The 24,822-nt window shown below is 65.2% G+C and carries 23 protein-coding genes; 11 read left to right on the top strand and 12 right to left on the bottom strand.

What is annotated here, in order from left to right; all coding sequences use genetic code 11:
• Positions 1 to 60: 60 nt before the first annotated feature.
• On the bottom strand, positions 61 to 417 hold the full coding sequence (locus tag KUH32_RS15105) for a hypothetical protein (protein ID WP_217779430.1): 357 nt from the start codon (positions 415 to 417) through the stop codon (positions 61 to 63).
• A gap of 40 nt (positions 418 to 457) precedes the next feature.
• A complete protein-coding gene (locus KUH32_RS15100) occupies positions 458 to 772 on the bottom strand; it encodes a DUF1476 domain-containing protein (RefSeq protein ID WP_217779429.1) in 315 nt (104 codons plus the stop codon).
• A gap of 170 nt (positions 773 to 942) precedes the next feature.
• Between KUH32_RS15100 and purC the strand changes: the two genes are divergently transcribed.
• The 6 genes from purC to KUH32_RS15070 all read left to right on the top strand — a co-directional run bounded on the left by purC (position 943) and on the right by KUH32_RS15070 (position 6,686).
• A complete protein-coding gene (purC, locus tag KUH32_RS15095) occupies positions 943 to 1,704 on the top strand; it encodes a phosphoribosylaminoimidazolesuccinocarboxamide synthase (RefSeq protein ID WP_217779428.1) in 762 nt (253 codons plus the stop codon).
• A gap of 23 nt (positions 1,705 to 1,727) precedes the next feature.
• Positions 1,728 to 1,958, top strand: a complete 231-nt coding sequence (gene purS, locus KUH32_RS15090; RefSeq protein ID WP_217779427.1) for a phosphoribosylformylglycinamidine synthase subunit PurS — start codon at positions 1,728 to 1,730, stop codon at positions 1,956 to 1,958.
• A 4-nt stretch (positions 1,959 to 1,962) separates the two neighbouring features.
• The gene (locus KUH32_RS15085) at positions 1,963 to 2,466 is read left to right on the top strand and encodes a hypothetical protein (RefSeq protein WP_217779426.1); all 504 of its coding nucleotides are present in this window, start codon (positions 1,963 to 1,965) and stop codon (positions 2,464 to 2,466) included.
• A 395-nt stretch (positions 2,467 to 2,861) separates the two neighbouring features.
• Positions 2,862 to 3,530: a phosphoribosylformylglycinamidine synthase subunit PurQ gene (gene purQ, locus KUH32_RS15080; protein WP_217779425.1), complete on the top strand. Its 669-nt coding sequence runs from the start codon at positions 2,862 to 2,864 to the stop codon at positions 3,528 to 3,530.
• Positions 3,531 to 3,565: 35 nt separating this feature from the next.
• Positions 3,566 to 5,347, top strand: a complete 1,782-nt coding sequence (locus KUH32_RS15075; RefSeq protein ID WP_217779424.1) for a sensor histidine kinase — start codon at positions 3,566 to 3,568, stop codon at positions 5,345 to 5,347.
• Between the two features lie 4 nt (positions 5,348 to 5,351).
• Positions 5,352 to 6,686: a sigma-54-dependent transcriptional regulator gene (locus tag KUH32_RS15070; RefSeq protein ID WP_217779423.1), complete on the top strand. Its 1,335-nt coding sequence runs from the start codon at positions 5,352 to 5,354 to the stop codon at positions 6,684 to 6,686.
• 206 nt (positions 6,687 to 6,892) lie between these two features.
• Here KUH32_RS15070 and gap read toward each other — a convergent pair whose 3' ends face one another.
• Positions 6,893 to 7,897: a type I glyceraldehyde-3-phosphate dehydrogenase gene (gene gap / locus KUH32_RS15065; RefSeq protein WP_217779422.1), complete on the bottom strand. Its 1,005-nt coding sequence runs from the start codon at positions 7,895 to 7,897 to the stop codon at positions 6,893 to 6,895.
• A gap of 254 nt (positions 7,898 to 8,151) precedes the next feature.
• On the opposite strand from gap, the gene KUH32_RS15060 reads away from it, so the two are divergent.
• Complete coding sequence (locus tag KUH32_RS15060) at positions 8,152 to 9,123, top strand: DUF808 domain-containing protein (RefSeq protein ID WP_217779421.1); 972 nt, start codon at positions 8,152 to 8,154, stop codon at positions 9,121 to 9,123.
• A 91-nt stretch (positions 9,124 to 9,214) separates the two neighbouring features.
• Here the strand turns inward: KUH32_RS15060 and tkt are convergent, their stop codons facing one another.
• Complete coding sequence (gene tkt / locus KUH32_RS15055) at positions 9,215 to 11,260, bottom strand: transketolase (RefSeq protein WP_217779420.1); 2,046 nt, start codon at positions 11,258 to 11,260, stop codon at positions 9,215 to 9,217.
• Between the two features lie 257 nt (positions 11,261 to 11,517).
• Between tkt and KUH32_RS15050 the strand changes: the two genes are divergently transcribed.
• Both KUH32_RS15050 and KUH32_RS15045 read left to right on the top strand, forming a co-directional pair.
• Entirely contained in the window at positions 11,518 to 12,150 is a 633-nt protein-coding gene (locus KUH32_RS15050; protein WP_217779419.1) for a hypothetical protein, read from the top strand.
• Positions 12,147 to 12,548 (top strand): cell division protein ZapA, encoded by a 402-nt coding sequence (locus KUH32_RS15045; protein ID WP_217779418.1) that lies wholly within the window; start codon positions 12,147 to 12,149, stop codon positions 12,546 to 12,548. The genes KUH32_RS15050 and KUH32_RS15045 overlap by 4 nt, the downstream gene beginning before the upstream one ends.
• A gap of 4 nt (positions 12,549 to 12,552) precedes the next feature.
• On the opposite strand, the gene KUH32_RS15040 is transcribed toward KUH32_RS15045, so the two are convergent.
• From KUH32_RS15040 to KUH32_RS15005, 8 genes are all read right to left on the bottom strand, one after another.
• A complete protein-coding gene (locus KUH32_RS15040) occupies positions 12,553 to 13,635 on the bottom strand; it encodes an alpha/beta fold hydrolase (RefSeq protein WP_217779417.1) in 1,083 nt (360 codons plus the stop codon).
• A gap of 153 nt (positions 13,636 to 13,788) precedes the next feature.
• Positions 13,789 to 14,148 (bottom strand): Grx4 family monothiol glutaredoxin, encoded by a 360-nt coding sequence (gene grxD / locus KUH32_RS15035; RefSeq protein ID WP_217779416.1) that lies wholly within the window; start codon positions 14,146 to 14,148, stop codon positions 13,789 to 13,791.
• A gap of 128 nt (positions 14,149 to 14,276) precedes the next feature.
• Positions 14,277 to 14,513: a BolA/IbaG family iron-sulfur metabolism protein gene (locus KUH32_RS15030; RefSeq protein ID WP_217779415.1), complete on the bottom strand. Its 237-nt coding sequence runs from the start codon at positions 14,511 to 14,513 to the stop codon at positions 14,277 to 14,279.
• Between the two features lie 147 nt (positions 14,514 to 14,660).
• The gene (locus KUH32_RS15025) at positions 14,661 to 15,665 is read right to left on the bottom strand and encodes a GIY-YIG nuclease family protein (protein ID WP_217779414.1); all 1,005 of its coding nucleotides are present in this window, start codon (positions 15,663 to 15,665) and stop codon (positions 14,661 to 14,663) included.
• 139 nt (positions 15,666 to 15,804) lie between these two features.
• The gene (gene purL / locus KUH32_RS15020; RefSeq protein WP_217779413.1) at positions 15,805 to 17,964 is read right to left on the bottom strand and encodes a phosphoribosylformylglycinamidine synthase subunit PurL; all 2,160 of its coding nucleotides are present in this window, start codon (positions 17,962 to 17,964) and stop codon (positions 15,805 to 15,807) included.
• 60 nt (positions 17,965 to 18,024) lie between these two features.
• On the bottom strand, positions 18,025 to 18,576 hold the full coding sequence (locus KUH32_RS15015; RefSeq protein WP_217779412.1) for a DUF6151 family protein: 552 nt from the start codon (positions 18,574 to 18,576) through the stop codon (positions 18,025 to 18,027).
• Positions 18,577 to 18,594: 18 nt separating this feature from the next.
• The gene (locus KUH32_RS15010) at positions 18,595 to 18,978 is read right to left on the bottom strand and encodes a YbaN family protein (protein ID WP_254899181.1); all 384 of its coding nucleotides are present in this window, start codon (positions 18,976 to 18,978) and stop codon (positions 18,595 to 18,597) included.
• Between the two features lie 345 nt (positions 18,979 to 19,323).
• Entirely contained in the window at positions 19,324 to 20,229 is a 906-nt protein-coding gene (locus KUH32_RS15005) for a LysR family transcriptional regulator (protein ID WP_217779411.1), read from the bottom strand.
• Positions 20,230 to 20,396: 167 nt separating this feature from the next.
• On the opposite strand from KUH32_RS15005, the gene KUH32_RS15000 reads away from it, so the two are divergent.
• Positions 20,397 to 23,813, top strand: a complete 3,417-nt coding sequence (locus tag KUH32_RS15000; RefSeq protein WP_217779410.1) for an indolepyruvate ferredoxin oxidoreductase family protein — start codon at positions 20,397 to 20,399, stop codon at positions 23,811 to 23,813.
• A gap of 87 nt (positions 23,814 to 23,900) precedes the next feature.
• A complete protein-coding gene (locus KUH32_RS14995) occupies positions 23,901 to 24,806 on the top strand; it encodes a lysophospholipid acyltransferase family protein (RefSeq protein WP_217779409.1) in 906 nt (301 codons plus the stop codon).
• Positions 24,807 to 24,822: the final 16 nt, after the last annotated feature.

Raw genomic sequence — 24,822 nt, 5'->3', positions numbered from 1 at the left:
GTTTCCGCCGCCCGGTTTCGTCCACCGCGGCGCGCTTGGCAAGCCCCGCGTCACGACATGTCAGCGCAACGGACGGCAGCAGCCCGACAGCAGGATCGGCGTGGTGCCCCGCTGGGTCAGCAACAGCGCCTCGAACGGGGCGTCCCCGCAGGTCCGCGGCGTCAGGATCACGATGCCGCTGTCGCGCATGCCCACCAGCGTCAGCGCGCGCGGCCAGTCTCGGTTCTCGGCGGCGGCCTCGTGCGGGATGTCCATTTCCGTACGGATGCCGAAATCCAGCACGGCCGTCGTGCCGTCCAGCACCAGTTGCCAGGCGGGATCGTCGCCGCGACAGGACAAGTCCGGCGTGGGATCGCCGCCCGCGGCGCCGGTGGCCAGCGCGGCAAGCAGCGGGGCGGTGCGGATGACGGGGCGCATCGAAACGGCCGGCCCCCCGAAGGTCGGGGCGCGCGGACGGTCAGCTTTCTTTCAGAAGCTGGCCCTTGGCCACGATCAGCAATTCATCCATCTTGGCGCGGATCTGGTCAGGGGTCGACTTGTCGCCCAGATCGCCGGCGACCTTGCGCACGACGTCCTCGTGGCCGGCCTCTTCGAAATCGGCCTTCACGACTTCGCGCGCATAGGCGGCGGCGTCATCGCCGGACTTGCCCAGCAGCTCGGCGGCCCAGAGGCCCAGCAGCTTGTTGCGGCGCGCTTCGGCTTTGAATTTCATCTCTTCGTCGTGGGCGAACTTGTTCTCGAACGCGCTTTCGCGGTCGTCAAAGGTGGTCATGGCGGCCTCCCTGGGGTGTTGCTACGTCTTCCTTGCATATGCGGCAGCGGTGCGGCGCGCGCAAGTCCCGGGCGGCGCTTGCGACAAAGCCCCCCATGCCGTAAGAGGGCGCCACTTCGGGGCCGTTCTTGACGCGCGCCCCGAGTCCCCCTGAGCGAAAGGCCCGACCCATGGCGCGGCGCAAGAAAATCTACGAAGGCAAGGCCAAGATCCTGTATGAAGGCCCCGAACCGGGCACCATCGTTCAGTATTTCAAGGACGACGCCACCGCGTTCAACGCCCAGAAAAAGGACGTGATCGACGGCAAGGGCGTGCTGAACAACCGGCTGAGCGAATATTTCATGACCGGCCTGAACGCGATCGGGGTGCCCACGCATTTCATCAAGCGGCTGAACATGCGCGAACAGCTGGTCCGCGCCTGCGAGATCATTCCGCTCGAGGTGGTGGTGCGCAACTACGCCGCCGGGTCGATGTCCAAGCGGCTGGGCATCGAGGAGGGCACGGCGCTGCCGCGGCCGATCGTCGAATACTACTACAAGGACGACAAGCTGGGCGATCCGCTGGTCACCGAGGAACACATCGCCGCCTTCGGCTGGGCCGGCCAGCAGGACATGGACGACATCCTGAGCCTGGCGCTGCGGGTCAACGATTACCTGTCCGGCCTGATGTACGGCGTCGGAATCCGGCTGGTGGATTTCAAGATCGAGATCGGCCGCATCTATGACGGCGATTTCCAGCGCCTGGTCGTCGCCGACGAAATCAGCCCCGACAGTTGCCGGCTGTGGGACATCGAATCCGGCCGCAAGCTGGACAAGGACGTGTTCCGCCGCGATCTGGGCAACCTGACCGATGCCTATACCGAGGTGGCGCGGCGGCTGGGCGTGATGCCGAAACAGGCGACCCATCTTTCCAAGCCGAAACTGATAAACTGAAAATACCCTGCGGAGACAAGGCCATGAAGGCAAGAGTTCACGTGATGCTCAAGGACGGCGTGCTGGACCCGCAGGGCGAGGCCGTGCGCCACGCGCTTGGCAGTCTCGGTTTTGGCGGCGTGCAAGGCGTGCGTCAGGGCAAGGTGATCGAACTGGACCTGGCCGAGGGCACGACGGAAGACACCGTCCGGCAGATGTGTGAAAAGCTGCTGGCCAATACCGTGATCGAAAGCTACCGGATCGAAATGGCCTGACGCGGTGCGCGGTTGGATCGACCGGGTCTTTCCGACCGAAAACGGGCCCTGGCCATGGCGCAGGGCACCCCGGCGCGCGGTCAGCTGGCAGGGTTGGGTTCTGCTGTGGCTGCTGCCCGCGGGCTTCGTGCTGGGCGGTTTGGCCGAACTGGGCCTGCAGGCGCTGGATCATGCGCGGGCCACCCGCGTCACCGGCACGGTGGTTCGGGTCTATGACTGGCCGAACAACGCGCCCTTCGCCTCGGGCCGCATCTATGCACCGGTGTTTTCCTATCCCGACGGCGATGGCCTGGCCGGGGCGTCGTCCAACATGGCCGCGGCAGAACTGGATTTTCCGGTGGGCAGCACGCACGACATCCTGGTCTTTCCAGGCTCCGACCGCGACGTGATCGTGCCGGGCCGGCACAATTGGCTGGCCGGGCAGATCGTGCTGGGCATCGGCCTGGTGCTGATCCTGCCGGCGCTGGTCGTTCACGCCGGCATTTTGCGCTGGCTACGGGCAGGGTGACGGCTGGCTTTCGCGGGGCGGGACAACCGATCGCGTAGCGCAGGGACATGACGATGAATGGCCGGTTCGAGCCCGGAGCGGACGGTGAAGGCCGGAGCAACGTAGGGCCGCGCCCTCCCTCGGGTGGGCGCTCTCGACGGCTGTTGTCGCCGGTTTATGGTCCCACCAACCTCCCGCGGTTGTGCGGGTGTGCGGCGTCGCGAATGCGCCCTCCCAAGGGGGAGCGAGGGCGCGGCCCGGCGGGCTTCGCCCTTGATTCCGGGCCAAGGCACGCCTTTGGCCGACCGTCCCCTTCGTCCCGCACAGCGGACACCCAAGGTCGAAGCGGGCGAACCCTTGCAATAATGCGCGAAGGCGGTCACAAGCGGGCCATGCAGCGACAGGAGTGTGTGCCGATGAAAGCCGCCGTCATCGTGTTTCCCGGATCCAATTGCGACCGCGACATGGCCGTCGCCTTCGAGCGTGCGGGGCTGCAGGTGGACATGGTCTGGCACAAGGATACCGCGCTGCCCGCCGGTGTCGACATCGTCGGGCTGCCGGGCGGCTTTTCCTTTGGCGATTACCTGCGCTGCGGCGCCATCGCCGCGAATTCGCCGATCTGCCGCGAAGTGGCCGCCCATGCCGCGCGCGGCGGTTATGTTCTGGGGGTCTGCAACGGTTTCCAGGTGCTGACCGAAACCAAGATCCTGCCCGGTGCGCTGCTGCGCAATGCCGGGTTGAAATACATCTGCCGGACCGTCGGCCTGGAAGTGGCCGAAACGCAGAGCGTGTTCACCCGCGCCTATGCGGCTGGCGAGCGGATCGCGCTGCCCATCGCGCACCATGACGGCAACTACACCGCCGACGCCGCGACGCTGGACCGGCTGGAAGGCGACGGGCGCGTGGCGTTTCGATACACCGACAATCCCAACGGCGCCGACCGCGACATCGCCGGCATCCTGTCCGACAACCGCCGCGTTCTGGGCATGATGCCGCATCCCGAGCGGGCCTCGGAACCGGCCCATGGCAACACCGATGGTGCGCGCGTTTTCGCCGATCTTGCGGCAGCGCTGACGGCCGCGTGACTTGAGCCGGCCCGCGCCGCGCCTTAGGTTCGGGCATGGCCAGGGCTTCTGACACCCGAACTTCGGACAAGGCGAGCGACGACCGTCGCAGCGGCCCGCTGAGCTGGCGGGTGCGCGCGGCGCTGATCGCTCTGGTCGCGCTGGCGGTGGCGACGGTGTGGATCACCAACAGCCTGCTGACCGACCGCTTTACCGAGACGACCCGCAATCGCGCCGAACTGCGGCTGGCGCTGTATTCCGGCAACCTGGTGTCCGAATTGCGCCGCAACGCCATCGTGCCGCAACTATTGTCGCGGGATCCGGCGCTGATCGGGGCGCTGAACGCCGCGGATTATTCGCAAAGCTCGCAGCGTCTGATTTCCTATGTCGACGAGATCGGCGCGGCTTCGTTGATGTTGCTTGATCGCGATGGCCGCACCGTCGCCGCGACCGACCGGAACCGGCTGGGCGAACAGCATCGCGCGCAGCCCTATTTCATTGATGCATTGCGGTCGAATGCCACGGTCTTCACCGCGATCGCACGCGAGGCCGGGGGGTTCAGCTTTACCTATTCGCGGCGGATGGAAAGCCAGGGCACCGCCATCGGCGTGATCGTCGTCGAGGTCGACCTTGCCAAGTTCGAACGGGCCTGGGCGGGGATTTCGGACGCGGTGCTGGTGACCAATTCGCAAGGCACGATCATCCTGGCGACCGAACCGCGCTGGCGCGGCCTGACCGTGCAGGAGGCCTTGCAACGCGAGCCGCCCGACACCGCGATCGAACGCGCCATCCAGGCCACCGCCGACTGGACCACCACGCCGGGGGATGCCTATCTGCAGGGTGAAGCAGTGATGCGCATCGACGGCCGCATCCCGTTCCGCGGCTGGAACATGGCGACCTTCACCACCTATGCCAGCGTCCGCGAACGGGTGAACAGCGTGCTGGCACTGGAAATCATGGCCTTTGCCCTGTTGCTGGCGCTGGCCTTCTACGCGCTCAGCCGCAAGACGGCGCTGCGCATGGCGTTCTTCCAGAGGGAATCGGCGGAATTGCGGGCGCTGAACGCGCGGTTGCAGCAGGAAATCGCCGAACGCGAGCGGGTTCAGGAAAACCTTGCCGTGGCGGAACAGACGCTGGCGCAAAGCTCAAAGCTGGCCGCTCTGGGCGAGATGTCGGCCGCCGTCAGCCACGAGTTGAACCAGCCGCTGGCGGCGATGAAGACCTATCTCGCCGGCGCCCGGCTGCTGCTGCGCCGCAACCGCCCCGACGAGGCCCTGACCGCCTTCGCCCGGATCGATGGGCTGATCGAACGCATGGGCGCGATCACCCAGCAGCTGAAATCCTATGCCCGCAAGGGCCAGCAGGAACTCAGCCCGGTCGACATGGCCGAAGCGCTGGCCTCGGCGCTGTCGATGATGGAGCCGCAACTCAAGGCGCGGCGGGTCAAGATCGCCCGGATCCTGCCGGACCGGCCGGTCAAGGTGATGGGCGACCGGATGCGCATCGAACAGGTGCTGGTGAACCTGCTGCGCAACGCGCTGGATGCGACCAAGTCGGTCGAGGATCCGCGCGTCGAGATCATCCTGGCCAGCGGCGAGACCGCGACGCTGAGCGTGCGCGACAACGGTCACGGGATCGAGGATCTCGATAACCTGTTCGAACCGTTCTATACCACCAAGCAACCCGGCGACGGGGTGGGGCTGGGCCTTGCCATTTCGTCGGGTATCGTCAACGACCTGGGCGGCCGGCTGACGGCGCGCAACGGCGAACGCGGCGGCGCCGTGTTCGAGATGCAATTGCCCATATTGATAGAGACCCCAAAGGAAGCGGCGGAGTAAGCAGATGTCTAACGCCATGAAGATCGCCATCGTCGACGACGAAAAGGACATGCGCCAATCCATCAGCCAGTGGCTGGCGCTGTCGGGCTACGACACGGAAACCTTCGCCAGCGCAGAAGAGGCGCTTGGCACGCTGGGGGCCGATTATCCCGGCATCGTGATCTCGGATATCAAGATGCCCGGCATGGACGGCATCCAGTTCCTCAAGAAGCTGATGGGCTCGGACAGCGCGCTGCCGGTCATCATGATCACCGGCCATGGCGACGTGCCCATGGCGGTCGAGGCGATGCGCATCGGCGCCTTCGATTTCCTGGAAAAGCCGTTCAACCCGGACCGGATGTCGGAACTGGCCAAGAAGGCCACCAATGCCCGGCGCCTGACGCTGGACAACCGCGCCCTGCGCAAGGAACTGGGCGACGGTGGCCAGCTGATGCGCAAGCTGATCGGCGCAAGCCCGGCCATGGAGCGGCTGCGCGAGGATATCCTGGACCTGGGCCAGGCCGACGGTCACGTGCTGATCGACGGCGAGACCGGCACCGGCAAGACGCTGGTGGCCCATGCGCTGCATGCCGTGGGGTCGCGGGCGGGCAAGAAATTCGTGCTGATTTCCTGCGCGGCCTTCGACGAGGACGCGCTGATGAAGCGGCTGTTCGGCCCGATGTTGCCCGAGGACAGCCGACTGCCGGCGATCGAGGAAGCCCGCGGCGGCACGTTGGTGCTGGAGGATATCGAGGCGCTGTCGGACAGCGCGCAGGGCCGGCTTTTGTCGGTCATCAACGAACAGGGCACCCCGCCGGAGACGCGCATCGTGGCCATCTGCAACCTGCAGGACGAAGGGCGCACCTGCGAAAGCGCGCTGCGCAGCGATCTTTATTACCGGCTGGCGGCGCTCAAGATCACCGTGCCGCCATTGCGGTCGCGCGGAGAGGACATCCTGACGCTGTTCACCCGGTTGTCGGATCAATTCGCCGAGGAATATGGCTGCGACGCGCCGCAGGTATCGGCGCAGGAGGCGGCGCAGCTGCTGCAGGCGCCGTGGCCCGGCAATATCCGCCAGCTCATCAACCTGGCCGAACGCGCGGTGCTGCAATCGCGGCGCGGGCAGGGCACCATCGCGTCGCTGCTGATGTCCGATCACGACCAGATGCAACCGGTGATGACGACCGAAGGCAAGCCGCTGAAGGAATATGTCGAGGCGTTCGAACGGATGCTGATCGACAACACGATGCGCCGGCACAAGGGCGCGATTTCGGCGGTGATGGAAGAACTGTGCCTGCCGCGCCGGACGCTGAACGAGAAGATGGCCAAATACGGGCTGCAGCGGTCGGACTACCTGTAAGGCGGACGCGCTGCGCGCGGCAGGTCATCTCGTCCGCCGCCTTTGGCGGCGTCCTCGGGCATGAGGGGCCAACCCCTCAAACTCCCCGGGATATTTTGAAACCAGAGAAGGGTAGGGCGCGGTCCAATCCTTCTCTGGTTCAAAAATATCCCGGGGGAGTCGCCGCTTGCGGCGACGGGGGCAGCGCCCCCGATCCAACCTTGGTGTCAGTGCAGCGTGCGGCCCATCGCGGCGGCGACATCGGCCATACGCGCCGAGAACCCCCATTCGTTGTCATACCAGGCCAGAACGCGCACCAGCCGCTTGCCGGTGACCTTGGTCTGGTCGGGGGCGAAGATCGAGGAATGCGTGGTGTGGTTGAAATCGATGGAAACCTTCGGCTCGGGATCGTAGGCCAGAACCGCACCCATGCGGCCGGCGGCGGCCTCGGCCACCACGTCGTTCACATCCGCCACGGTGACATCGCGCCCGGCATAGAAGGTCAGGTCGACGGCGCTGACATTCGGGGTGGGCACGCGCATCGCGGTGCCGTCGAGCTTGCCGCGCAGGTTCGGCAGCACCTCGCCCAGGGCCTTGGCCGCGCCGGTCGAGGTGGGGATCATCGCCATCGCGGCCGCACGCGCGCGGTAGAGATCGTCATGCCGGCGGTCCAGCGTCGGCTGGTCGCCGGTATAGGAATGGATCGTCGTCATGATGCCGGATTCGATGCCGATCCTTTCGTCCAGCACCTTGGCCAAGGGCGCGAGGCAATTGGTTGTGCACGACCCGTTCGAGATCATCGTGTCGCCCGCGGTCAGGTCGCGGTGGTTGACGCCGTAGACGATGGTCTTCTGCACGTTCTTCGCCGGGGCCGAGATCAGCACCGATTTCGCGCCCTGGCGGATGTGTTGCGCGGCCTTGTCGCCGTCGTTGAACTTGCCCGTGCATTCAAGCACCACGTCGCAGCCCGACCAGTCCAGCGCGCCCATGTCGTAGCTCGACATCACGTCGATCGGCCCGCGGCCCAGGTCGATGGTGTTGCCGCTGGTGCGGATCTGACCGGGAAAACGCCCGTGAACGCTGTCGTAGCGCAGCAGATGGGCGGCGGTTTCGATCGGGCCGGTGGCGTTGATCTTGACCACCTGCACATCGTTGCGCGCTGATTCCGCGATATGGGACAAGGTGCAGCGGCCGATCCGGCCAAACCCGTTGATGCCGATCGTGACGGTCATGCGATAGACTCCGAAATGCTTTCTTGCCCCGCGGTATACGAAGGCATGCCGCAAGTGCAAAGTGATAAAGTGTTGCAAAGCAACGTGTTAGCGATAAACCCGGGCGTTATCCGGATGATGGCGCTAACGCGTCCCGACAGTGTAGCAGACGTTTGCGATAACAGCCGGGCGCATCCTCGCCGAGACGGAGAATCGTTTCGCCTTGCACCACGGGACCGGGCGGCTAGGTTGCGCGCAATTACCCGGAGTGCCTCATGAGCGGATTGCTTGCCCTTCTCGACGACGTCGCCGCCATCGCCAAGCTGGCCGCGGCCTCGGTCGACGACATCTCGGCCGCGACGGCCAAGGCCAGTTCCAAGGCCGCCGGAATCGTGATCGACGATGCCGCCGTTACGCCGAAATACGTCACCGGGTTCGAGCCGGCGCGCGAATTGCCGATCATCTGGCGCATCGCCAGGGGATCCTTCGTCAACAAGCTGGTGTTCCTGCTGCCGGTGGCGCTGCTTCTGTCGGCCTTCGCGCCCTGGGTGATCCCGCCCTTGCTGATCCTCGGCGGTTGCTACCTGTGTTTCGAAGGGGCCGAGAAGATCGTGCATGTGCTGATGCCGCATGACGACCATTCCGGCGGGCCGGACGGCAGCCACGATGTCGGCGATCCCGCGCATCTGGAAGAAGAGAAAGTCAAAGGCGCGATCAAGACCGACTTCATCCTGTCGGCCGAGATCATGGTGCTGACGCTGTCGACCATCGACAGCGACAACGTGCTGTTCCAGGCGGTCGTTCTGGCGGTGGTCGGCATCCTGATCACCATCGGCGTCTACGGCGTGGTGGCGATCATCGTGAAGATGGACGATATCGGGCTTTGGATGAGCCGTGTCGGCCGCACCGGGCTGGTGCGCGGTCTGGGCCGCGCCATCGTCGCGGGCATGCCGTGGTTCCTGCGGTTGCTGACCATTGTCGGCACCGCGGCGATGCTGTGGGTCGGCGGGTCGATCATCGTGCATTCGCTGCACCAGATGGGCTGGCACTGGCCCGAGGACACGATCAAGGACACGGCCTATGCGCTTGGTGCCACGGATGGTTTCGCCGGATGGGGTGCGGTGGCGTTCATGGATTTCGTCCTGGGTTTCGTGATCGGGCTGATCCTGATCCCGATCGGCACCAGGATCGTCGCACCGCTCTGGGCGGCCTTGTTCGGGGAAAAAGGAAAAACCGCCGCCCATTGAGGCGACGGTTCGTCCTTCATCTTGCCCGGAAAACTCCGGGGTGAATGCGCGCTTGCGCGCAGAGGGGCTGGCCCCTCATCCACCGGTGCGGTCAGACCGTCATGTCGGCCTGCCAGCGCCCTTCGACGATGTCGCGGGCCTTTTGTGCCACCGCCGCCGGCGTGATGCCGAATTTCTCGTACAGCACCTCGGCCGGGGCCGATGCGCCGAAGCCGTGCATCCCGACGAACCCGGATTTCTCGCGGCGGCCGCGTTCGCCGTAAAGCCAGCGATCCCAGCCGAACCGCACACCGGCCTCGACCGCGACGCGGACCGGCCCGGCGGGCAGGACGCGCTTGCGATAGGTTTCGTCCTGTTGTTCGAACAGTTCCCAGCAGGGCATCGAGACGACACGCGTGCCGATCCCTTGCGCCTGCAGGGTATCGCGTGCGGCCATGGCAATGGACACTTCCGACCCGGTCGCCATCAGGATCACCTGGCGCTTGCCATCGGCCTCGGCCAGTACATAGGCGCCCTTCTCGACCAGGTTGGCGGTCTTGTGCTCGCGGCGCAGCGTCGGCAGGTTCTGTCGGGTCAGAGACAGCACCGATGGCGTCGATGTCTGGCGCAGCGCGATTTCCCAGGCCTCGGCGGTTTCCACCGTGTCACAGGGGCGGAAGACCAGCGTGTTGGGCGTGGCGCGGCTGATCGCCAGATGTTCGACCGGCTGATGGGTCGGGCCATCTTCGCCCAGGCCGATGCTGTCATGGGTCATGACATAGACCACCGGCTGCTTCATCAGCGCCGACAAACGCATCGCCGGGCGGGCGTAGTCGGTGAAACACATGAAGGTGCCGCCATAGGGGCGGATGCCGCCATGCAGGGCCATGCCGTTCATCGCGCTGGCCATGCCGTGTTCGCGGATACCCCAGTAGACGTAGCGGCCCTTGCGGTTGTCCACGTCGAAGACACCCAGATCGCCGGTCAGGGTGTTGTTCGATCCGGTCAGGTCGGCCGAACCGCCGATGGTTTCGCGCATCACCGGGTTGACCACTTCGAGCACCATTTCCGAGCTCTTGCGGGTCGCCACCTTGGGGGCGCTTTCCGAGATCTGTTTCTTCAGCGCGCGGATCGTTCCGGCCAGTTTCCTGGGCGGCTCGCCCGCCATGACGCGCGCGAACTCGGCCTGGCGATTGGCAGACAGGCCGGCAAGGCGGCTTTCCCATTCGGTGCGCTCGGCGGCGCCGCGGCGGCCCGCCTGTTCCCACCAGGTCTTGATGTCGGCGGGCACGTCGAAGGGCGCCGATTTCCAGCCCCAGCCGGCCTTGGCGGCATCGTTCTGTTCGACATTGGTCAGCGCGCCATGGCCCTTGGAGGTGTCCTGCGCGGCATGGCCAAGCGCGATATGGGTCTTGCAGGCGATCATCGACGGCGCCTTGGTCTTCTTCGCCGCTTCGATGGCCGCGTCGATGGCGTCGGGATCGTGGCCGTCGATTTCCTGCACGTGCCAGCCGCTGGCACGGAAACGCTTGATCTGGTCGGTGCGATCCGACAGCGACACCTTGCCGTCGATGGTGATGCCGTTGTTGTCCCAGAACACGATCAGCCGGCCCAGCCCGTATCGGCCTGCAAGACCGATCGCTTCGTGGCTGACGCCTTCCATCAGACAGCCGTCGCCGGCGATGACATAGGTGTGGTGGTCGACCACCTTCCTGCCGAAGCGGGCGCGCAGCATTTCCTCGGCCATGGCGAACCCGACGGAATTGGCGATGCCCTGGCCCAGCGGGCCGGTCGTCGTCTCGATCGCCTGGGCGAGGAAGTTTTCGGGGTGGCCCGCGGTCTTGCTGCCCCACTGGCGGAAATTCTTGACCTGGTCCAGCGTGATCTCGGGGTCGCCGGACAAATAGAGCAGGGCGTAAAGCAGCATCGAGCCGTGGCCGGCCGAAAGGATGAACCGGTCGCGATCCGGCCAATCGGGATGCGCGGCGTCGAATTTCAGGTGCTTGCCGAACAGCACGGTGGCGACATCGGCCATGCCGATCGGCATGCCGGAATGGCCGGAATTCGCCGCCGCGACGGCGTCCAGCGCCAGGGCGCGGATGGCGGTGGCGCGCATCCAGTGATCGGGGTTCTTGCTGCGAAGCGCGGTGATGTCCACGGTCTGCCGTCCTTGTCCTGTCAAAGCGAGCTTGAGGCTGAATAGCAGCGTCAGGCGGAAGATCAAGCGAGAGCGTGGCCGCAGCGGGAACCGAGGGTGAAGGCCGCGCCGTAAGGCCTTGGAACATATGGGGCGCAATTTGTCCCTGCGCTTGCTAAACTGGACCGAAACAGACCCGGGCCGATTCGGAATGGATGGCCTGTCGCGCGCTTCGGCGCCGCATTGGATCGCTAGTTGGGGCATCAGGGGGGCAGACCATGACCCAGATCGACGAATTGCAAAGCCGGATTGCCCGCGCGCTGGAACGGATCGGCAAGGGGCTGGAAGGCCTGCCCGACGCCGCATCCCTGAGAGCCGCGCTGGCCGAAGCTGCCGATTTCCGGCAGAACGCCGACGCCACGCCAACGCGCGCCGACAGCGCCCCGGCGGTCGAGATCGACGCGGTGATCGACGATGTCGCGGCGGAACCCGAGATGGCCCAGGCGCCGGTCGATGCCGACGAACTGGCGCAGCTGCGTGCCGCGCTGGATGACGAACGGGTCGCGAATGCCCAGCTGGAAGAGCGCCTGAGGCGCCTGAAGGCGCAGCAGGACGCGGCGCCGCCCGACCTGTCGCAACAGATCGCCGACCAGAAAAAGGCCATCGCGACCCTGGACGAGGAATTGCAGCGCCTGCGCCGCGCCAACCAGATGTTGATGGACAACAACTCGGCCCTGCGCGAGGCCATGAGCGAAGGAGTGAGCGAACCGCACCTGATCAACAAGGCGATGTTGGTGGAGCTGGAAAGTATCCGCGCCACCCGTGCCGCCGAGGCCGCCGAAACGCGGCTTCTGCATGACACCCTCGCGCCGCTGGTCACGGCAGCGCAAAGCCGGGAGGCCGGACAATGAGCCAGATCGAGGTCGAGATCCAGATCGGCGGGCGCAGCTTCGAGGTCGCCTGCCAGGAAGGCGAGGAACAGTATCTGCGCACCGCCGCCAAGATGCTGGACACCGAAGCCCAGGTGCTGGTCACGCAAATCGGCCGGATGCCCGAGGCGCGGATGCTGCTGATGGCGGGGCTGATGCTGGCCGACAAGACCGCCGGGTTGGAAGAACGGCTGCGCGAGGCCGAGGACCGGCTGGGCGCGCTGACCCAGGAAGTGCAGGAACTGCGCGCCGCGCCCCTTCCGCCGCCGGAACGCGTCGAAGTCGCGGTGATCCCCGAGGCGGTGACGGAATCGCTGGCCGAACTGGCCGCCCAGGCCGAGTCACTGGCCGCCGAGATCGAGGAAAAGGCGCGGGCCTGATCGCTCAGGCGCAATCCGCCAGAGACACCGTTCCAGTCAGAACATCCCGGGTCAGAATGGTCCGAAACCGCTGGGGTTCCTCGAAAAGCGGGCTGTGGGCGGACCGTGCAAAGCTGTAGAACCCTTTGACCGGCGCGTCGAGCCGCGCGAAATAGCGCTGTGCCAGCGGATAGGACACCGTGTGGTCGTGCACGCCGTGCAGCAGATACACCGGCAGGTTCAGACGCGGCACGTCCCGCGTCAGGTCGCGGCCGAGGATATCGTTCCAGATCGGATAGCCCAGCATCGCCTTGCCGCGCCACATCCGCAGCTTTTCGGCCATGGTGAATTCGCGGTTGCGCAAAGACCGCAGGAACAGGCCCCTGCCGACCGAGCGGATCTCGCGCATCGTGCCGACGCCCAGCCTGTGCATCGCCTTGTCGCGGATCGCCATCCAGTCATCGGGCAGGGGAATGCGATCCAGCGGCGGCACGCGTTCCAGACGCCGGGCCATGCGGCGGTGGCCGGACGCGCGGCAGGCCGCCAGCATGAAATCGCGCGCCAGCGCTTCGGACCGCAACTGGTCGGTGATCTGCGCGACGCCGATATAGGCGTGAAACAACTCCGGTTCCCGACAGGCGGCCAGGGCACCGATGACCGTGCCGCCGGAATGACCCATGAGATAGATGCGCTCTTGTCCGAACCGGTCACACAGGTCACGCGCCAGACGCAGTGCATCGTCGACCAATTGTTCGGTGCTGACCGCGTCGGCCGTCATGCCCGCCCGGAAGGACAGTCCCGCGCCACGCTGGTCCCACCAGACGACGGTGAAATGACGCTCCATCCCGGTGGGGAAATCCTGGGTCAGGAAATAGTCCGGCATGCCGCCGTGCAGGTAGAGCAGTAGCGGGTTCCCGCGATCGTGGCTTTTGATGATCAGCCATTGATCGACGCCGTTCAGGACGACAGGGCGCTTTTCGGCTAGGCCTTGTGGAGACGGCTGCCCGGCTTCGTCGACGACCGGACGCAGGGTTCCCGGGCTCCATATCCACAGCAGCAGCGTCGCCGCGGCGACACTCCCGAGGAACACGGCCAGCACTGCAACCATCGCCCGCACATCCTGTCCGCAAGCTCCCGCGATAAGGCTGCTTCGGCAGCCCGGTCGATCTTGTCACGCCACGCGACAAGGGCCGTGACCCGCATCAGCGCCACCACGCAGCGCCCGGAAGGGCGCAGTCGCGTTACAGCAAAGCGCAGCCGGTCAGGCGTTGGCTTCGCGGATCTTTTCGGCGGCGTCCTTGTCGTAGGTCACGCCGTTCTGGTCGAACAACGCGTCCAGTTCCCCGGACAACGTCATCTCGGTGACGATATCGCAGCCGCCGACGAACTCGCCCTTGACGTAAAGCTGCGGGATGGTCGGCCAGTCGGAATAATCCTTGATCCCCTGGCGCAGCGCCTCGTCTGCCAGCACGTTCACGTCCTTGAATTCGACACCCATGTAGTTCAGCACGCCGGCGACGCGGCTGGAAAACCCGCATTGCGGCATTTCCTTGGTGCCTTTCATGAACAACACCACGTCATTGGCGGCGACGGTATCCTTGATCTGGTCCTTTGCGGACATGCGCGTTTCCTTTCATGGCCCGGGGGCGGCCCCGGAGTTGTTCATGTTTTCGGCGGGTTTGCGCCTTGCGGTCGTCCTAGCCGCTTGGCCCGCACGCCCACCTTGACAATTGTCACGCGGGCCGCGCGTCAGTCCGGCGCCCGTGTGGTCAGGGCAAGGGCGTGCAGTTCGCCGTTCGACCCGTCCATCTTGCCCTTGAGCGCGGCATAGACGGCGCGCTGCTGCTGGACGCGGTTCATGCCGCGAAAGCTTTCGTCGACGACCATGGCCGACATGTGCACGCCGTCATCCCCTTCGACGACGATCTTGGCGTCGGGAAAGCTGGCGCGGATCAGCGTTTCGATTTCATGGGCCGACATCGGCATTGGCGATCCCCTCCTGTGTTGGTCAGAAGGTAGGGCGGGGCGCGGTCGGGTGCAAGCTGATGGATGGGGTTTGCAGCGGCATTTGCGGGCGCGGCACGCACCCGGTCCACCGGCACCAAGCGCGCGCGGTCACCGCGCCGGACGGCGCTAGTTGACGACGACGCGTTTGACGATTTCCAGCGTCCCGACCTCTGCCGGACGGTTCTGGTCGATCAGGCGAAAGAGCAGTTCGTATTCGCCCGGGTTTTGCAGCGGAAAGCCCGTGACCACCCCGGTTCCGAAATAATCGTCGCGGATCGGCACGCTGTGCACCGGCTGGCCGGTGAACCGCATCGCATCGTCCTGGCGTCCAAGCACCGTGCCGTTGGTGTCGCGCACCTCGATATCCAGCCGGATTTCATACGAGGCCAGCGGCGTGCCGGCCAGGTCGCGGCCGACATGGTCAAGAACGGCGTGCAGCATGATCATCTCGCCCGGCGCAAAGGTCGTGCCGCCTTCGCGGATCTGGGCGCGGCGCTCGGTCTGCCAGATTTCCGGGACGATGAAATCCGCCGTGGCCAGGGACATGGCGGGCATCGCTGCCTGCACCGCCAGGGCATCCGCGTCGATGGCGATCTGCTTGGGCGCCACGGGCTGGTAGTCCTGCGGGTTTTCAAGCACCTGAGCGATGAAGGCGCCGTAGCAGGCGCTGCGTTCGGGGGTGCCGTCCACGACGGCGATATAGTGTATCGGGCCTTCGGTCGTGTCGGCGCTGCGGATCACCCGGCACAGCGGTCCGTTCAGCACGAATTCGGCCCCGGCGAACTGACCGGAGGTGTCGTTTTCCAGCAGATTGTCGAGCAGGATGTCGAATTGGGCCGCCTGGTCCGGTCGCAGGTTGACGGCGAACAGCCATGCGAACGGCGCGTCACCCTCGACGCTGGCGGCAACCTCGTGCACGCGCTTCATCATCTCGGGGTCGCGGTCGATCTTCCAGTAGACCCGTTCGGACGCCTGCGCGACAGCGGCGCGCCAATCCGCTTCGTCGAAATCGAACGCGCCGCCCTGGTTCTTGAGGGCGAAATACGCCGAAGGCATGCTTTGCCGCTGGGTGTCCTGCGCGTGAAGTGGCAGGGCGAACAGGGCCGGGATAAGGAAAAGGGTGCGTATCATCGCCCGACTAAACCCGCCTTGGCCGGTCCGAGCAAGTGGCCCATGCGGGCGCACGCACCGGTCGGCGAATTTCCCCCATCGCGCGGGGCGTCCCGTATTCGACCGCGAATTCATCCGGACGGCCGGACCGTTTCGCGCCCTAGCCGAACAATCCGCCGAACGTGCCACGATAAAGCGCCGACAGCTCGGCCAGCGGCGCTTCGGAATTGCCGAAGCGCACGGTGTCGCCGTGGAATCGCCCGACGCTTTGGATCGGCACGCCGGCCTGGCCGGCCGCCACCATGAGCGCCTCGGCCGAATCGAAATTGCAGGCGATCAGATACCGGCCCTGGTCTTCGCCGAACAACGCCGCGGTGTCATCGCTGTCCAGGTGAACGCCCACGCCGGACGCTTCGGCCATCTCGAATGCCGCGAGGGCCAGCCCGCCATCGGACAGATCCGTGCAGCACTTGATCAGGTCGCGATTGGCACGGATGAATTCGCCGTTGCGGCGTTCGGCCATCAGGTCGACCGCGGGCGCGTCGCCGTCTTCGCGGTTGAACACCTCGTAGAGCAGGGCGGACTGGCCGAGATGGCCCGTGGTTTCGCCGACGACAAGGGCCACGTGACCGTCGCGGGCGTAACCCAGGATCGGCTCTTCGTCGGCCGCGATCAGACCCACCGCGCCGATGGTGGGCGTGGGCAGGATCGCCTGGCCGTCGGTTTCGTTGTAGAGCGACACGTTGCCCGACACGATGGGCATGTCGAGCGCCGCGCAGGCCTCGCCGATGCCGCGGATGGCGCCGACGAACTGGCCCATGATCGCGGGTTTCTCGGGGTTGCCGAAATTCAGGTTGTCGGTCGTAGCAAGCGGCCGCGCACCGACGGCGCAAAGGTTGCGGAACGCTTCGGCCACCGCCTGCTTGCCGCCTTCGACGGGGTTGGCGCGCACGTAGCGCGGCGTCACGTCCGAGGTAAAGGCCAGCTTCTTGTCGGTGCCGTGCACGCGGATCACCCCGGCGCCAAAGCCCGGAATGCGCACTGTGTCGGCCATGACCTGGCTGTCGTATTGTTCGTAAACCCATTCGCGCGAACAGTAATTCGGGCTGGAAACGAGCGCCTTGAGGGCATCGGCCGGATCGATCTGCGGCACATCGGCCAGCGGTTCGGCGGGGGGCGTCGGCTCCCACGGGCGGTCGTATTCCGGGGCGGATGAGCTGAGTTTTGACAGCGGCAGATCGGCCTTCACCTCGCCGTTATGGACGATCAGAAAGCGGTCTTCGGGGATGGTTTCGCCGACGATGGCGAAATCCAGATCCCATTTCTCGAACACCGCGCGGGCCTCGGCCTCCTTGGCGGGGTCCAGAACCATCAGCATGCGTTCCTGGCTTTCCGACAGCATCATTTCATAGGCTGTCATCTGCGCCTCGCGCTGCGGCACGTTTTCCAGGTCGAGGCGCACGCCCAAACCGCCCTTGTCGCCCATCTCGACCGCCGAACAGGTCAGGCCCGCCGCGCCCATGTCCTGGATCGAGATCACCGCGCCGGTCTGCATCAGTTCGAGACAGGCTTCCATCAGGCGCTTTTCGGTGAACGGGTCGCCGACCTGTACGGTGGGGCGCTTTTCCTCGATGGTTTCGTCGAACTCGGCGCTGGCCATCGTCGCGCCGCCGACGCCGTCGCGCCCCGTCTTGGCGCCCAGATAGACCACCGGGCGGCCGACGCCCGACGCGGCCGAGTAGAAGATCTTGTCGGCATCCGCCAGACCGGCGGCAAAGGCATTGACCAGGCAATTGCCGTTATAGGCGGGGTGAAAGCGCACTTCGCCCCCAACGGTCGGCACGCCAAAGCAATTGCCGTATCCGCCCACGCCCTCGACCACGCCATGCACCAGTTGCCGGGTCTTGGGGTGATCCTTTTCGCCGAAGGACAGCGCGTTCATCGCCGCAATGGGCCGCGCGCCCATGGTGAAGACGTCGCGCAGGATGCCGCCGACACCGGTCGCGGCGCCCTGGTAGGGTTCGATATACGACGGGTGGTTGTGGCTTTCCATCTTGAAGACCACCGCCTGGCCGTCGCCGATATCAACGACGCCGGCGTTCTCGCCGGGGCCGCAGATCACCTGCGGGCCGGTGGTGGGCAGGGTGCGCAGATGGATCTTGGACGACTTGTAGGAACAATGTTCGTTCCACATGGCCGAGAAGATGCCCAATTCGGTGAAGGTGGGTTCGCGGTTCAGGATCTGCAGGATACGGGCATATTCGTCGGGCTTGATCCCATGCGCTTCGATAAGCTCTTCGGTGATCGCCGGGTCCTGCATCTTGTGTCCTTTCCTCGCGCCTGCGCCCTATTACGCAATGCCCGGGCCGGGGAAAAGGGGTTAGCGCGGACGCGCGGCGTTGCGTTCGTCCAGCGTCAGGACCAGCGGGTCGCGCACCGGGTGGCCGTCGTCGAAGAACAGCGAACCGCGCCGCCCGGTCAGATACGCGGCCAGCGTGCGGCCCAGGATCGCGAATACCGCGCCCATCGCACCGCTTTGCCGTTGCGGCGAATGTGCGGCGGCGGTGTTGAGATGCGCCGTGACCGGTCCGAAGCCCGGCGCACCGGGGGGCAGGATGACGCCGACGAAGGGCAGCGAGGCGCGCGGCAGGGTGGTGGCGAGGGGCGTTCCGCAACAGCCCGCATACCAGCGCAACAGGCCATTGGGGGACAATCGCAGCAGGGCCAGATGTTCCATCCCGGCATCGATGGCGATATTGGCGGGCAGGGTCTGAAAGATCTCGGTGCCGCCATTGGTCAGGTAGTCGGGCTTGCCCAGATGGTTGGCGAAGGTCTGGCAATCGGCGCAGTAGCAGGCGACATGCGTGCCGCCGGCGCGGTCATCGACATGCCAGCGCATCGCGCCGCAGGAACAGGACAAGGCTCTGGGCATCGGCGTCTTCTTTCGCGGTCACGGGGCGTCGGGTCTGGTCCAGACATACCAGCCGGCGCCGGACAGGCAAACCGCCTGGATCGCCAGGACCGGCCAGGGCAACGCGACCGCGAGGCTGACGAGCCAGGTGGCCCCCATCATGGTCACGGCAAGCCGCTTGTGCGCTGGCGCGATGGCGCCGCTTTCTTCCCATTGCCGGATCGGTTCCCCGAACGCCGGATGGGTGTCGAGCCAGAGCCGCAGCCGTGGCGAGCCCTTGCCGAAACAAAAGGCCGCCAGAAGCACAAGCGGCGTCGTCGGCAGGACAGGCAGCATGACCCCCAGCAGCCCGAGCGCAAGGCTGAGAGCCCCTAAGGCCACCCAGACAGGGCGGGCCAGAATGGATGCGGCGCGTTTCGTCATGACGCGGTCAAGCCTCCGGATACCCTGCCAGATGGGGGTCGCGGACCGACGAAGCAAGAAAAAAGGCCGAGCACAAGGCTCGGCCGAAGTCCAACAGGGAGGTATGAAGATGATGCGCCGTTAGGCGTTTCATCGTCCATGAATCCAATTAGACATCACTTTTCGTACGATCAAGCTCTGATGTGTCGCGCGTGCAGCATTTCCGTCATGCGTGTGACGCATAGCACACAGTATTGTGCCTGGTTCTTGTGCAATGACCAGACCCGCGATCCGCCTGACCGCATTCCCGGTAGGGTTGAAAGCGGGTTCTTCGAATCGCCCTTCATGCTTCCCGCCGCGATCGGTTCAATCAGCGCCCATGGCCTTGAGCGAGCGCCGGTGAGCGATGATTTCCTCTTGCACGAAATCGCGGAAGGCCGCGATGCGCTTGGATTGCCGCAGTTCTTCGGGGTAGGCCAGAAAGACCGGAACCTCGACGGATTCCACGTCCGGCAGCACCCGCACGACGTTCGGAAAGTCTTCGATGATGTAATCGGGCAGAACGCCGATGCCGAGATTGCTGATGACCGCCTGCAGCACGCCGAAATAATTGTTCACCGTCAGCGTCGAACGGATGTCGAAGGTCAAAAGCTGCTGCACCAGGTTCAGACCGGCCGAAACCTGAGCCGCCCGGGTGTTCTGGCAGATCAGGCGGTGTTTGGACATGTCCTCGATGGTTTTCGGTTCGCCGAATGCCGACAGGTATTCCGGCGACGCATAAAGCCGCATCCGGATCGACATCAGCCGCTTGCGAATGAGGTCGGCCTGGCTGGGTTCCTTCATGCGGATCGCCACGTCGGCCTCGCGCATGGGCAGGTCCAGCACGCGTTCCTCGAGCATCAGGTCGATGTTCAGGTCGGGATATTTCTCGTAAAGCTTGGTCAGGCGCGGCGCCAGCCACAGCGCGCCGAAGCCGAAGGTGGTGGTGACGCGCAATTCGCCGAACACCTCTTCTTCGCTGTCGCGGATGCGCGCGGTCGCGGCATCGATGCGCTTGGACATCGATCGGGTGGCGTCGAACAGCAATTCCCCCTGTTCGGTCAGAATCAGTCCGCGCGCATGGCGGTGGAACAGGGTGGTGTTCAGCGATTCCTCAAGCGCGCGAATCTGCCTGGACACGGCCGATTGCGACAGGTGCAAGGCATCGCCGGCATGGGTCAGGCTGCCCGCGTCCGCGACCGCGTGAAATATTCTGAGCTTGTCCCAATCCATGGCCGCAACTTCTTTGATCCGTGATGCCCCTTACACGACATAATGCCCTATATTAAGTCTTGCATGTCGTAAGCGGTGAAAATCACGAAAAATTCCCTAGTCAGGTCAGTGTTGGTGACCTAAAATATCGCTATCGGCACGACCATCGGCGTGGGGAGGCGCGGGTCATGAGCAAGCACCAAATATCGCTGAACGACCGTTTCGACCTGACCAAGGATCAGGTTCTGCTGAACGGCACGCAGGCGCTGGTCCGTCTGATGCTGACGCAAAAGGCGCGCGACACCGCCGCGGGGCTGAACACCGCGGGTTACGTAACCGGCTATCGCGGCTCGCCCCTGGGGGCGGTGGACTTGCAGATGACGCGCGCCGCCAAGTTCCTGAAAGAAGCCGATATCCTGTTCAAGGAAGGTCTGAACGAAGACCTGGCAGCGACCGCGCTGTGGGGCAGCCAGCAGGCGGAACTGCGGGGTGAGGGAAAATTCGACGGGGTGTTCGGGCTTTGGTACGGCAAGGGGCCGGGCGTCGATCGCACCGGCGACGTGTTCCGCCACGCCAACATGGCCGGCACGTCGAAACATGGCGGCGTTCTGGTGGCGATGGGCGACGATCACACCGGTGAATCCTCGACCGTGCTGCATCAATCCGAATGGGCGCTGATCGATGCGTATTTCCCCATCGTGTCTCCGGCCGGCGTGCAGGAAATCCTGGATTACGGCATCTATGGCTATGCCTTGTCGCGATTCTCGGGGCTCTGGGTTGGCCTGAAAACCATGAAGGACACGGTCGAGGCGACGGCCGTCGTCGATGGCCGGGTCGACCGGATGGCGTTGACGGTGCCGGATTTCGACATGCCCGAGGGCGGGCTGAACATCCGTCTGATCGACACCCCGCACGCGCAAGAGGCGCGGATGATCGACTACAAGCGCTTCGCGGCCGAGGCGTTCTCGCATGCCAACAAGATGGACAAGCGGGTCTGGGGCAAACCCGGCGCCAAGATCGGCTTTGTCGCGGCGGGCAAGAACTGGCTGGACCTGGTCCATGCGCTCAGCCTGCTGGGCATCGACGCGCCCGAGGCCGAGCGTCTGGGCATCACCACCTACAAGGTCGGCCAGACATTCCCGCTGGACATGCGGGGCTTCCACGACTGGGCCGAAGGGCTGGACCTGATCGTGGTGGTCGAGGAAAAGCGCAAGCTGATCGAGGTGCAGATCAAGGAGGCGCTGTTCGACGACAACCGCTATCGCGTCTGGGGCTGGTACAAGGGCGGCGCAGGCGGGCTGCACCGCGAGGAACTGTTCCCCACCCGCGGCGCGCTGGACCCGATCTGGATCGCCCGCAAGCTGGGCGAAATCCTGGTTGAGGAAGGCCGCGGTACCGACCGCGTCAAGGCCGGGTTGCACGCGCTGGACGAGGCCACCAAGGCGGACAATGCCGAAGAGATCGCCGCACGCATTCCCTATTTCTGCTCGGGCTGTCCGCATAACAGCTCGACCAAGGTGCCCGAAGGCAGCCGCGCCTATGCCGGCATCGGCTGCCACTACATGGTGCAGTGGATGGACCGCGATACGCTCGGCTTCACCCATATGGGTGGCGAGGGCGCGAACTGGATCGGCGAGGCACCGTTTTCCAGGCGCGGCCACGTGTTCCAGAACCTGGGCGACGGCACCTACAACCATTCCGGCATCCAGGCGATCCGCGCGGCATTGGCCGCGGGCACCACGATCACCTACAAGATCCTGTTCAACGACGCCGTCGCGATGACCGGCGGGCAAAAGAACGAAGGCGGGCTGAGCCCGCAGCGCATCGTCGCCGAATTGAAGGCGATGGGCGTGCGCGATGTCTTCGTCGTCTATGACGAAAAGGAAGATGTCGACTTCAAATCCATGCCGCAAGGCATTGAAATCCATGAGCGATCAGAGCTGAAGACGGTGCAGGAGCGCTGCACCAGGATCGAAGGTGTCAGCGCCATCGTCTATATCCAGACCTGCGCGGCCGAGAAACGCCGCCGGCGCAAGCGCGGCCAGTTTCCCGATCCCGACAAGCGGGTCTTCATCAACACCGATGTCTGCGAGGGTTGCGGCGATTGCGGCGTGCAGTCGAACTGCGTGTCGATCGTGCCGGTGGAAACCGAACTGGGCCGCAAGCGCGCCATCGATCAGTCGTCCTGCAACAAGGATTTCAGCTGCCTCAAGGGCTTTTGCCCCAGCTTCGTGACGCTCAAGGGCACGAGCGTCCGCAAGGCGCAGACCGCATCGCTGGACCTGCCGCACCTGCCGTTGCCCGCGCTGCCCGGAATCCAGGGCACCCACAACATCGTCGTCACCGGGGTCGGGGGCACGGGTGTCGTGACCATCGGCGCGGTGCTGGCTCAGGCTGCACAGATCGACGGCAAGGGCGCGGCCATGATGGAAATGGCGGGCCTGGCGCAAAAGGGCGGCGCGGTTCACATCCATCTTCGCCTGGCCAACAAGCCCGAAGATATCAGCGCGGTGCGCGTCGCCACCGGCGAAGCCGACGCGCTGATCGGCGGCGACCTGGTGGTCAGCGCCGGGGCCAAGACGCTGGGCCTGACCAAGACGGGGCGGACCGGCGCGGTGGTCAACAGCCACGAGATCATCACCGGCGATTTCACCCGCAATACCGAGTTTTCGCTGCCCACCGACCGATTGCAGGTGGCGTTGCAGGCGCGGTTGCGCGACCGGCTTGATCTGTTCGACGCGTCGGAACTGGCGCGCGCCACGATGGGCGATTCGATCTTTTCCAACATGATGATCCTGGGCGGGGCCTGGCAGCGCGGCCTGATACCCCTGAGCCATGACTCGATCCTGACGGCGATCAACCTGAACGGCGCGGCGGTCGACAAGAACCAGCGCGCCTTCGAGATCGGCCGCTGGGCGGTGCTGCATCCAGACGAGGCCGCCGCACTGATCGCACCCAACGTGGTCCAGTTGCCCAAGTCGCTCGAGGACAGGATCGCCTTCCGCGCCGATCACCTCGTGCAGTTCCAGTCCAGGCGGCTGGCCAAGCGCTATCGCCGGATGGTCGACGGCATCGGCGACCCCCGGCTCAAGGAGGCGGTCGCCAAGGGCTATCACAAGCTGTTGGCCTACAAGGACGAATACGAGGTGGCGCGGCTGCTGCTGCAGACCCGTGAAAAGGCCGCCGAGCAGTTCGATGGCGATTTCGAGATGACGTTCCACCTTGCCCCGCCGTCCAGCAGCAAGATCGGGCCCGACGGTCGGCCGGTGAAAAAGGAATACGGCGCATCCATGCTGAAATGGTTCCGCCTGCTGACCCGGTTGAAAATCCTGCGCGGCACGCCGTTCGATCCGTTCGGCCGGCACCCCGAACGCAAGATGGAACGCGCCCTGATCCGGCAATACGAGGCCGACATGCGGGAATGGTTGCCCAAGGCCGACGATCAGCGGATGGATGCGCTGGTGGCGCTGGCCGAACTGCCGTTGCAGATCCGCGGCTTTGGCCCGGTCAAGACCGCGAACGAGGCCAAGGCCGCCAAGCGGCGCGAGGAATTGCTGTCGGTTCTGCGCAACCCCGGAGCGGCGACGCGGCAAGCGGCCGAGTGACACGAAACAGTCACGACCGTGCTACAGTCTCTGGAAAGCGGGCCCAAAGCCCAGTAAAAGGCGTGCAGTCTTTGGAGGGCAGAGGTGATGCCGAACCGGCGTCATGCGGCGCGTGACATTTCCTATGCCTATTCCGCCACCACGCGGGGCGGACGGGCGATGATCCGGTTGATGGAGAACGCGACCGGGCGCCTGGGCCTGATCAGGCGCGCCGATGGTTACGAGGTCGAAGTCGCGCAGGGCCGGGATTTCTGGCAGGTCATGGTCGAACGCTACGGGCTGGGGCTCGAGGTGATCGGCGGCAGCCTCGACAACCTGCCCAAGGACGGCCCGCTGATCGTCATCGCCAACCATCCCTACGGCATCCTGGACGGGATGATGATGGGCCACATCCTGTCGGTGGTGCGCGGCGATTTCCGGATCCTCGCGAACCACGTCTTCCGCAAGGCCGAGGAACTGAACCGGATCATCCTGCCGGTCAATTTCGACGGGTCCAAGGAAGCGATGCAGGAAAACATCGAGACCCGAAAGGAAGCGCTGGCCTATCTTGCTGCGGGCGGCTGCATCGGCGTCTTTCCCGGCGGCACGGTGGCCACCTCGGCGCGGCCGTTTTCCAAGCCGATGGATCCGGGCTGGCGGACCTTCACCGCCAAGATGATCGTGAAATCGCAGGCCACCGTGGTGCCGATCTATTTCGACGGCCATACCTCGCGCTTGTTCCAGCTGGCCAGCCACCTGCACACGACGTTGCGGATGGGCCTGCTGATCAAGGAATTCCGCAAACGCGTCGATACGCCCGTGCGCGTCGCCATCGGCCAGCCCATCCCGCAGGAAGAAATCGCCACACGGGCCAAGGACGCGCGGTCGATGATGGATTTCCTGCGCAAAGCGACGTATGAGCTGTCTCCGATACCGGTGAAATCGGACGATTACGGGTTCGAGTTCGAAGAAAAACACCTGCGCGAGGACGCGCGGCAAAAGCGGATCTACTGATCCCGAAGGACGAGGC

Source organism: Thalassococcus arenae (assembly GCF_019104745.1).
Classification (GTDB): Bacteria; Pseudomonadota; Alphaproteobacteria; order Rhodobacterales; family Rhodobacteraceae; genus Thalassococcus_B; species Thalassococcus_B arenae.
The sequence above is the reverse complement of the archived record's forward strand: the minus strand, read 5'-3'. Positions and strand labels throughout refer to the sequence as shown.

What these genes read in the sequence shown, in the direction of transcription:
- KUH32_RS15105 (WP_217779430.1), bottom strand. Translation starts at nt 417, where the DNA reads ATGCGCCCCGTCATCCGCACCGCCCCGCTGCTTGCCGCGCTGGCCACC.
- KUH32_RS15100 (WP_217779429.1), bottom strand. Translation starts at nt 772, where the DNA reads ATGACCACCTTTGACGACCGCGAAAGCGCGTTCGAGAACAAGTTCGCC.
- purC (WP_217779428.1), top strand. Translation starts at nt 943, where the DNA reads ATGGCGCGGCGCAAGAAAATCTACGAAGGCAAGGCCAAGATCCTGTAT.
- purS (WP_217779427.1), top strand. Translation starts at nt 1,728, where the DNA reads ATGAAGGCAAGAGTTCACGTGATGCTCAAGGACGGCGTGCTGGACCCG.
- purQ (WP_217779425.1), top strand. Translation starts at nt 2,862, where the DNA reads ATGAAAGCCGCCGTCATCGTGTTTCCCGGATCCAATTGCGACCGCGAC.
- KUH32_RS15075 (WP_217779424.1), top strand. Translation starts at nt 3,566, where the DNA reads ATGGCCAGGGCTTCTGACACCCGAACTTCGGACAAGGCGAGCGACGAC.
- KUH32_RS15070 (WP_217779423.1), top strand. Translation starts at nt 5,352, where the DNA reads ATGTCTAACGCCATGAAGATCGCCATCGTCGACGACGAAAAGGACATG.
- gap (WP_217779422.1), bottom strand. Translation starts at nt 7,897, where the DNA reads ATGACCGTCACGATCGGCATCAACGGGTTTGGCCGGATCGGCCGCTGC.
- KUH32_RS15060 (WP_217779421.1), top strand. Translation starts at nt 8,152, where the DNA reads ATGAGCGGATTGCTTGCCCTTCTCGACGACGTCGCCGCCATCGCCAAG.
- KUH32_RS15050 (WP_217779419.1), top strand. Translation starts at nt 11,518, where the DNA reads ATGACCCAGATCGACGAATTGCAAAGCCGGATTGCCCGCGCGCTGGAA.
- KUH32_RS15045 (WP_217779418.1), top strand. Translation starts at nt 12,147, where the DNA reads ATGAGCCAGATCGAGGTCGAGATCCAGATCGGCGGGCGCAGCTTCGAG.
- KUH32_RS15040 (WP_217779417.1), bottom strand. Translation starts at nt 13,635, where the DNA reads ATGGTTGCAGTGCTGGCCGTGTTCCTCGGGAGTGTCGCCGCGGCGACG.
- grxD (WP_217779416.1), bottom strand. Translation starts at nt 14,148, where the DNA reads ATGTCCGCAAAGGACCAGATCAAGGATACCGTCGCCGCCAATGACGTG.
- KUH32_RS15030 (WP_217779415.1), bottom strand. Translation starts at nt 14,513, where the DNA reads ATGCCGATGTCGGCCCATGAAATCGAAACGCTGATCCGCGCCAGCTTT.
- KUH32_RS15025 (WP_217779414.1), bottom strand. Translation starts at nt 15,665, where the DNA reads ATGATACGCACCCTTTTCCTTATCCCGGCCCTGTTCGCCCTGCCACTT.
- purL (WP_217779413.1), bottom strand. Translation starts at nt 17,964, where the DNA reads ATGCAGGACCCGGCGATCACCGAAGAGCTTATCGAAGCGCATGGGATC.
- KUH32_RS15015 (WP_217779412.1), bottom strand. Translation starts at nt 18,576, where the DNA reads ATGCCCAGAGCCTTGTCCTGTTCCTGCGGCGCGATGCGCTGGCATGTC.
- KUH32_RS15010 (WP_254899181.1), bottom strand. Translation starts at nt 18,978, where the DNA reads ATGACGAAACGCGCCGCATCCATTCTGGCCCGCCCTGTCTGGGTGGCC.
- KUH32_RS15005 (WP_217779411.1), bottom strand. Translation starts at nt 20,229, where the DNA reads ATGGATTGGGACAAGCTCAGAATATTTCACGCGGTCGCGGACGCGGGC.
- KUH32_RS15000 (WP_217779410.1), top strand. Translation starts at nt 20,397, where the DNA reads ATGAGCAAGCACCAAATATCGCTGAACGACCGTTTCGACCTGACCAAG.
- KUH32_RS14995 (WP_217779409.1), top strand. Translation starts at nt 23,901, where the DNA reads ATGCCGAACCGGCGTCATGCGGCGCGTGACATTTCCTATGCCTATTCC.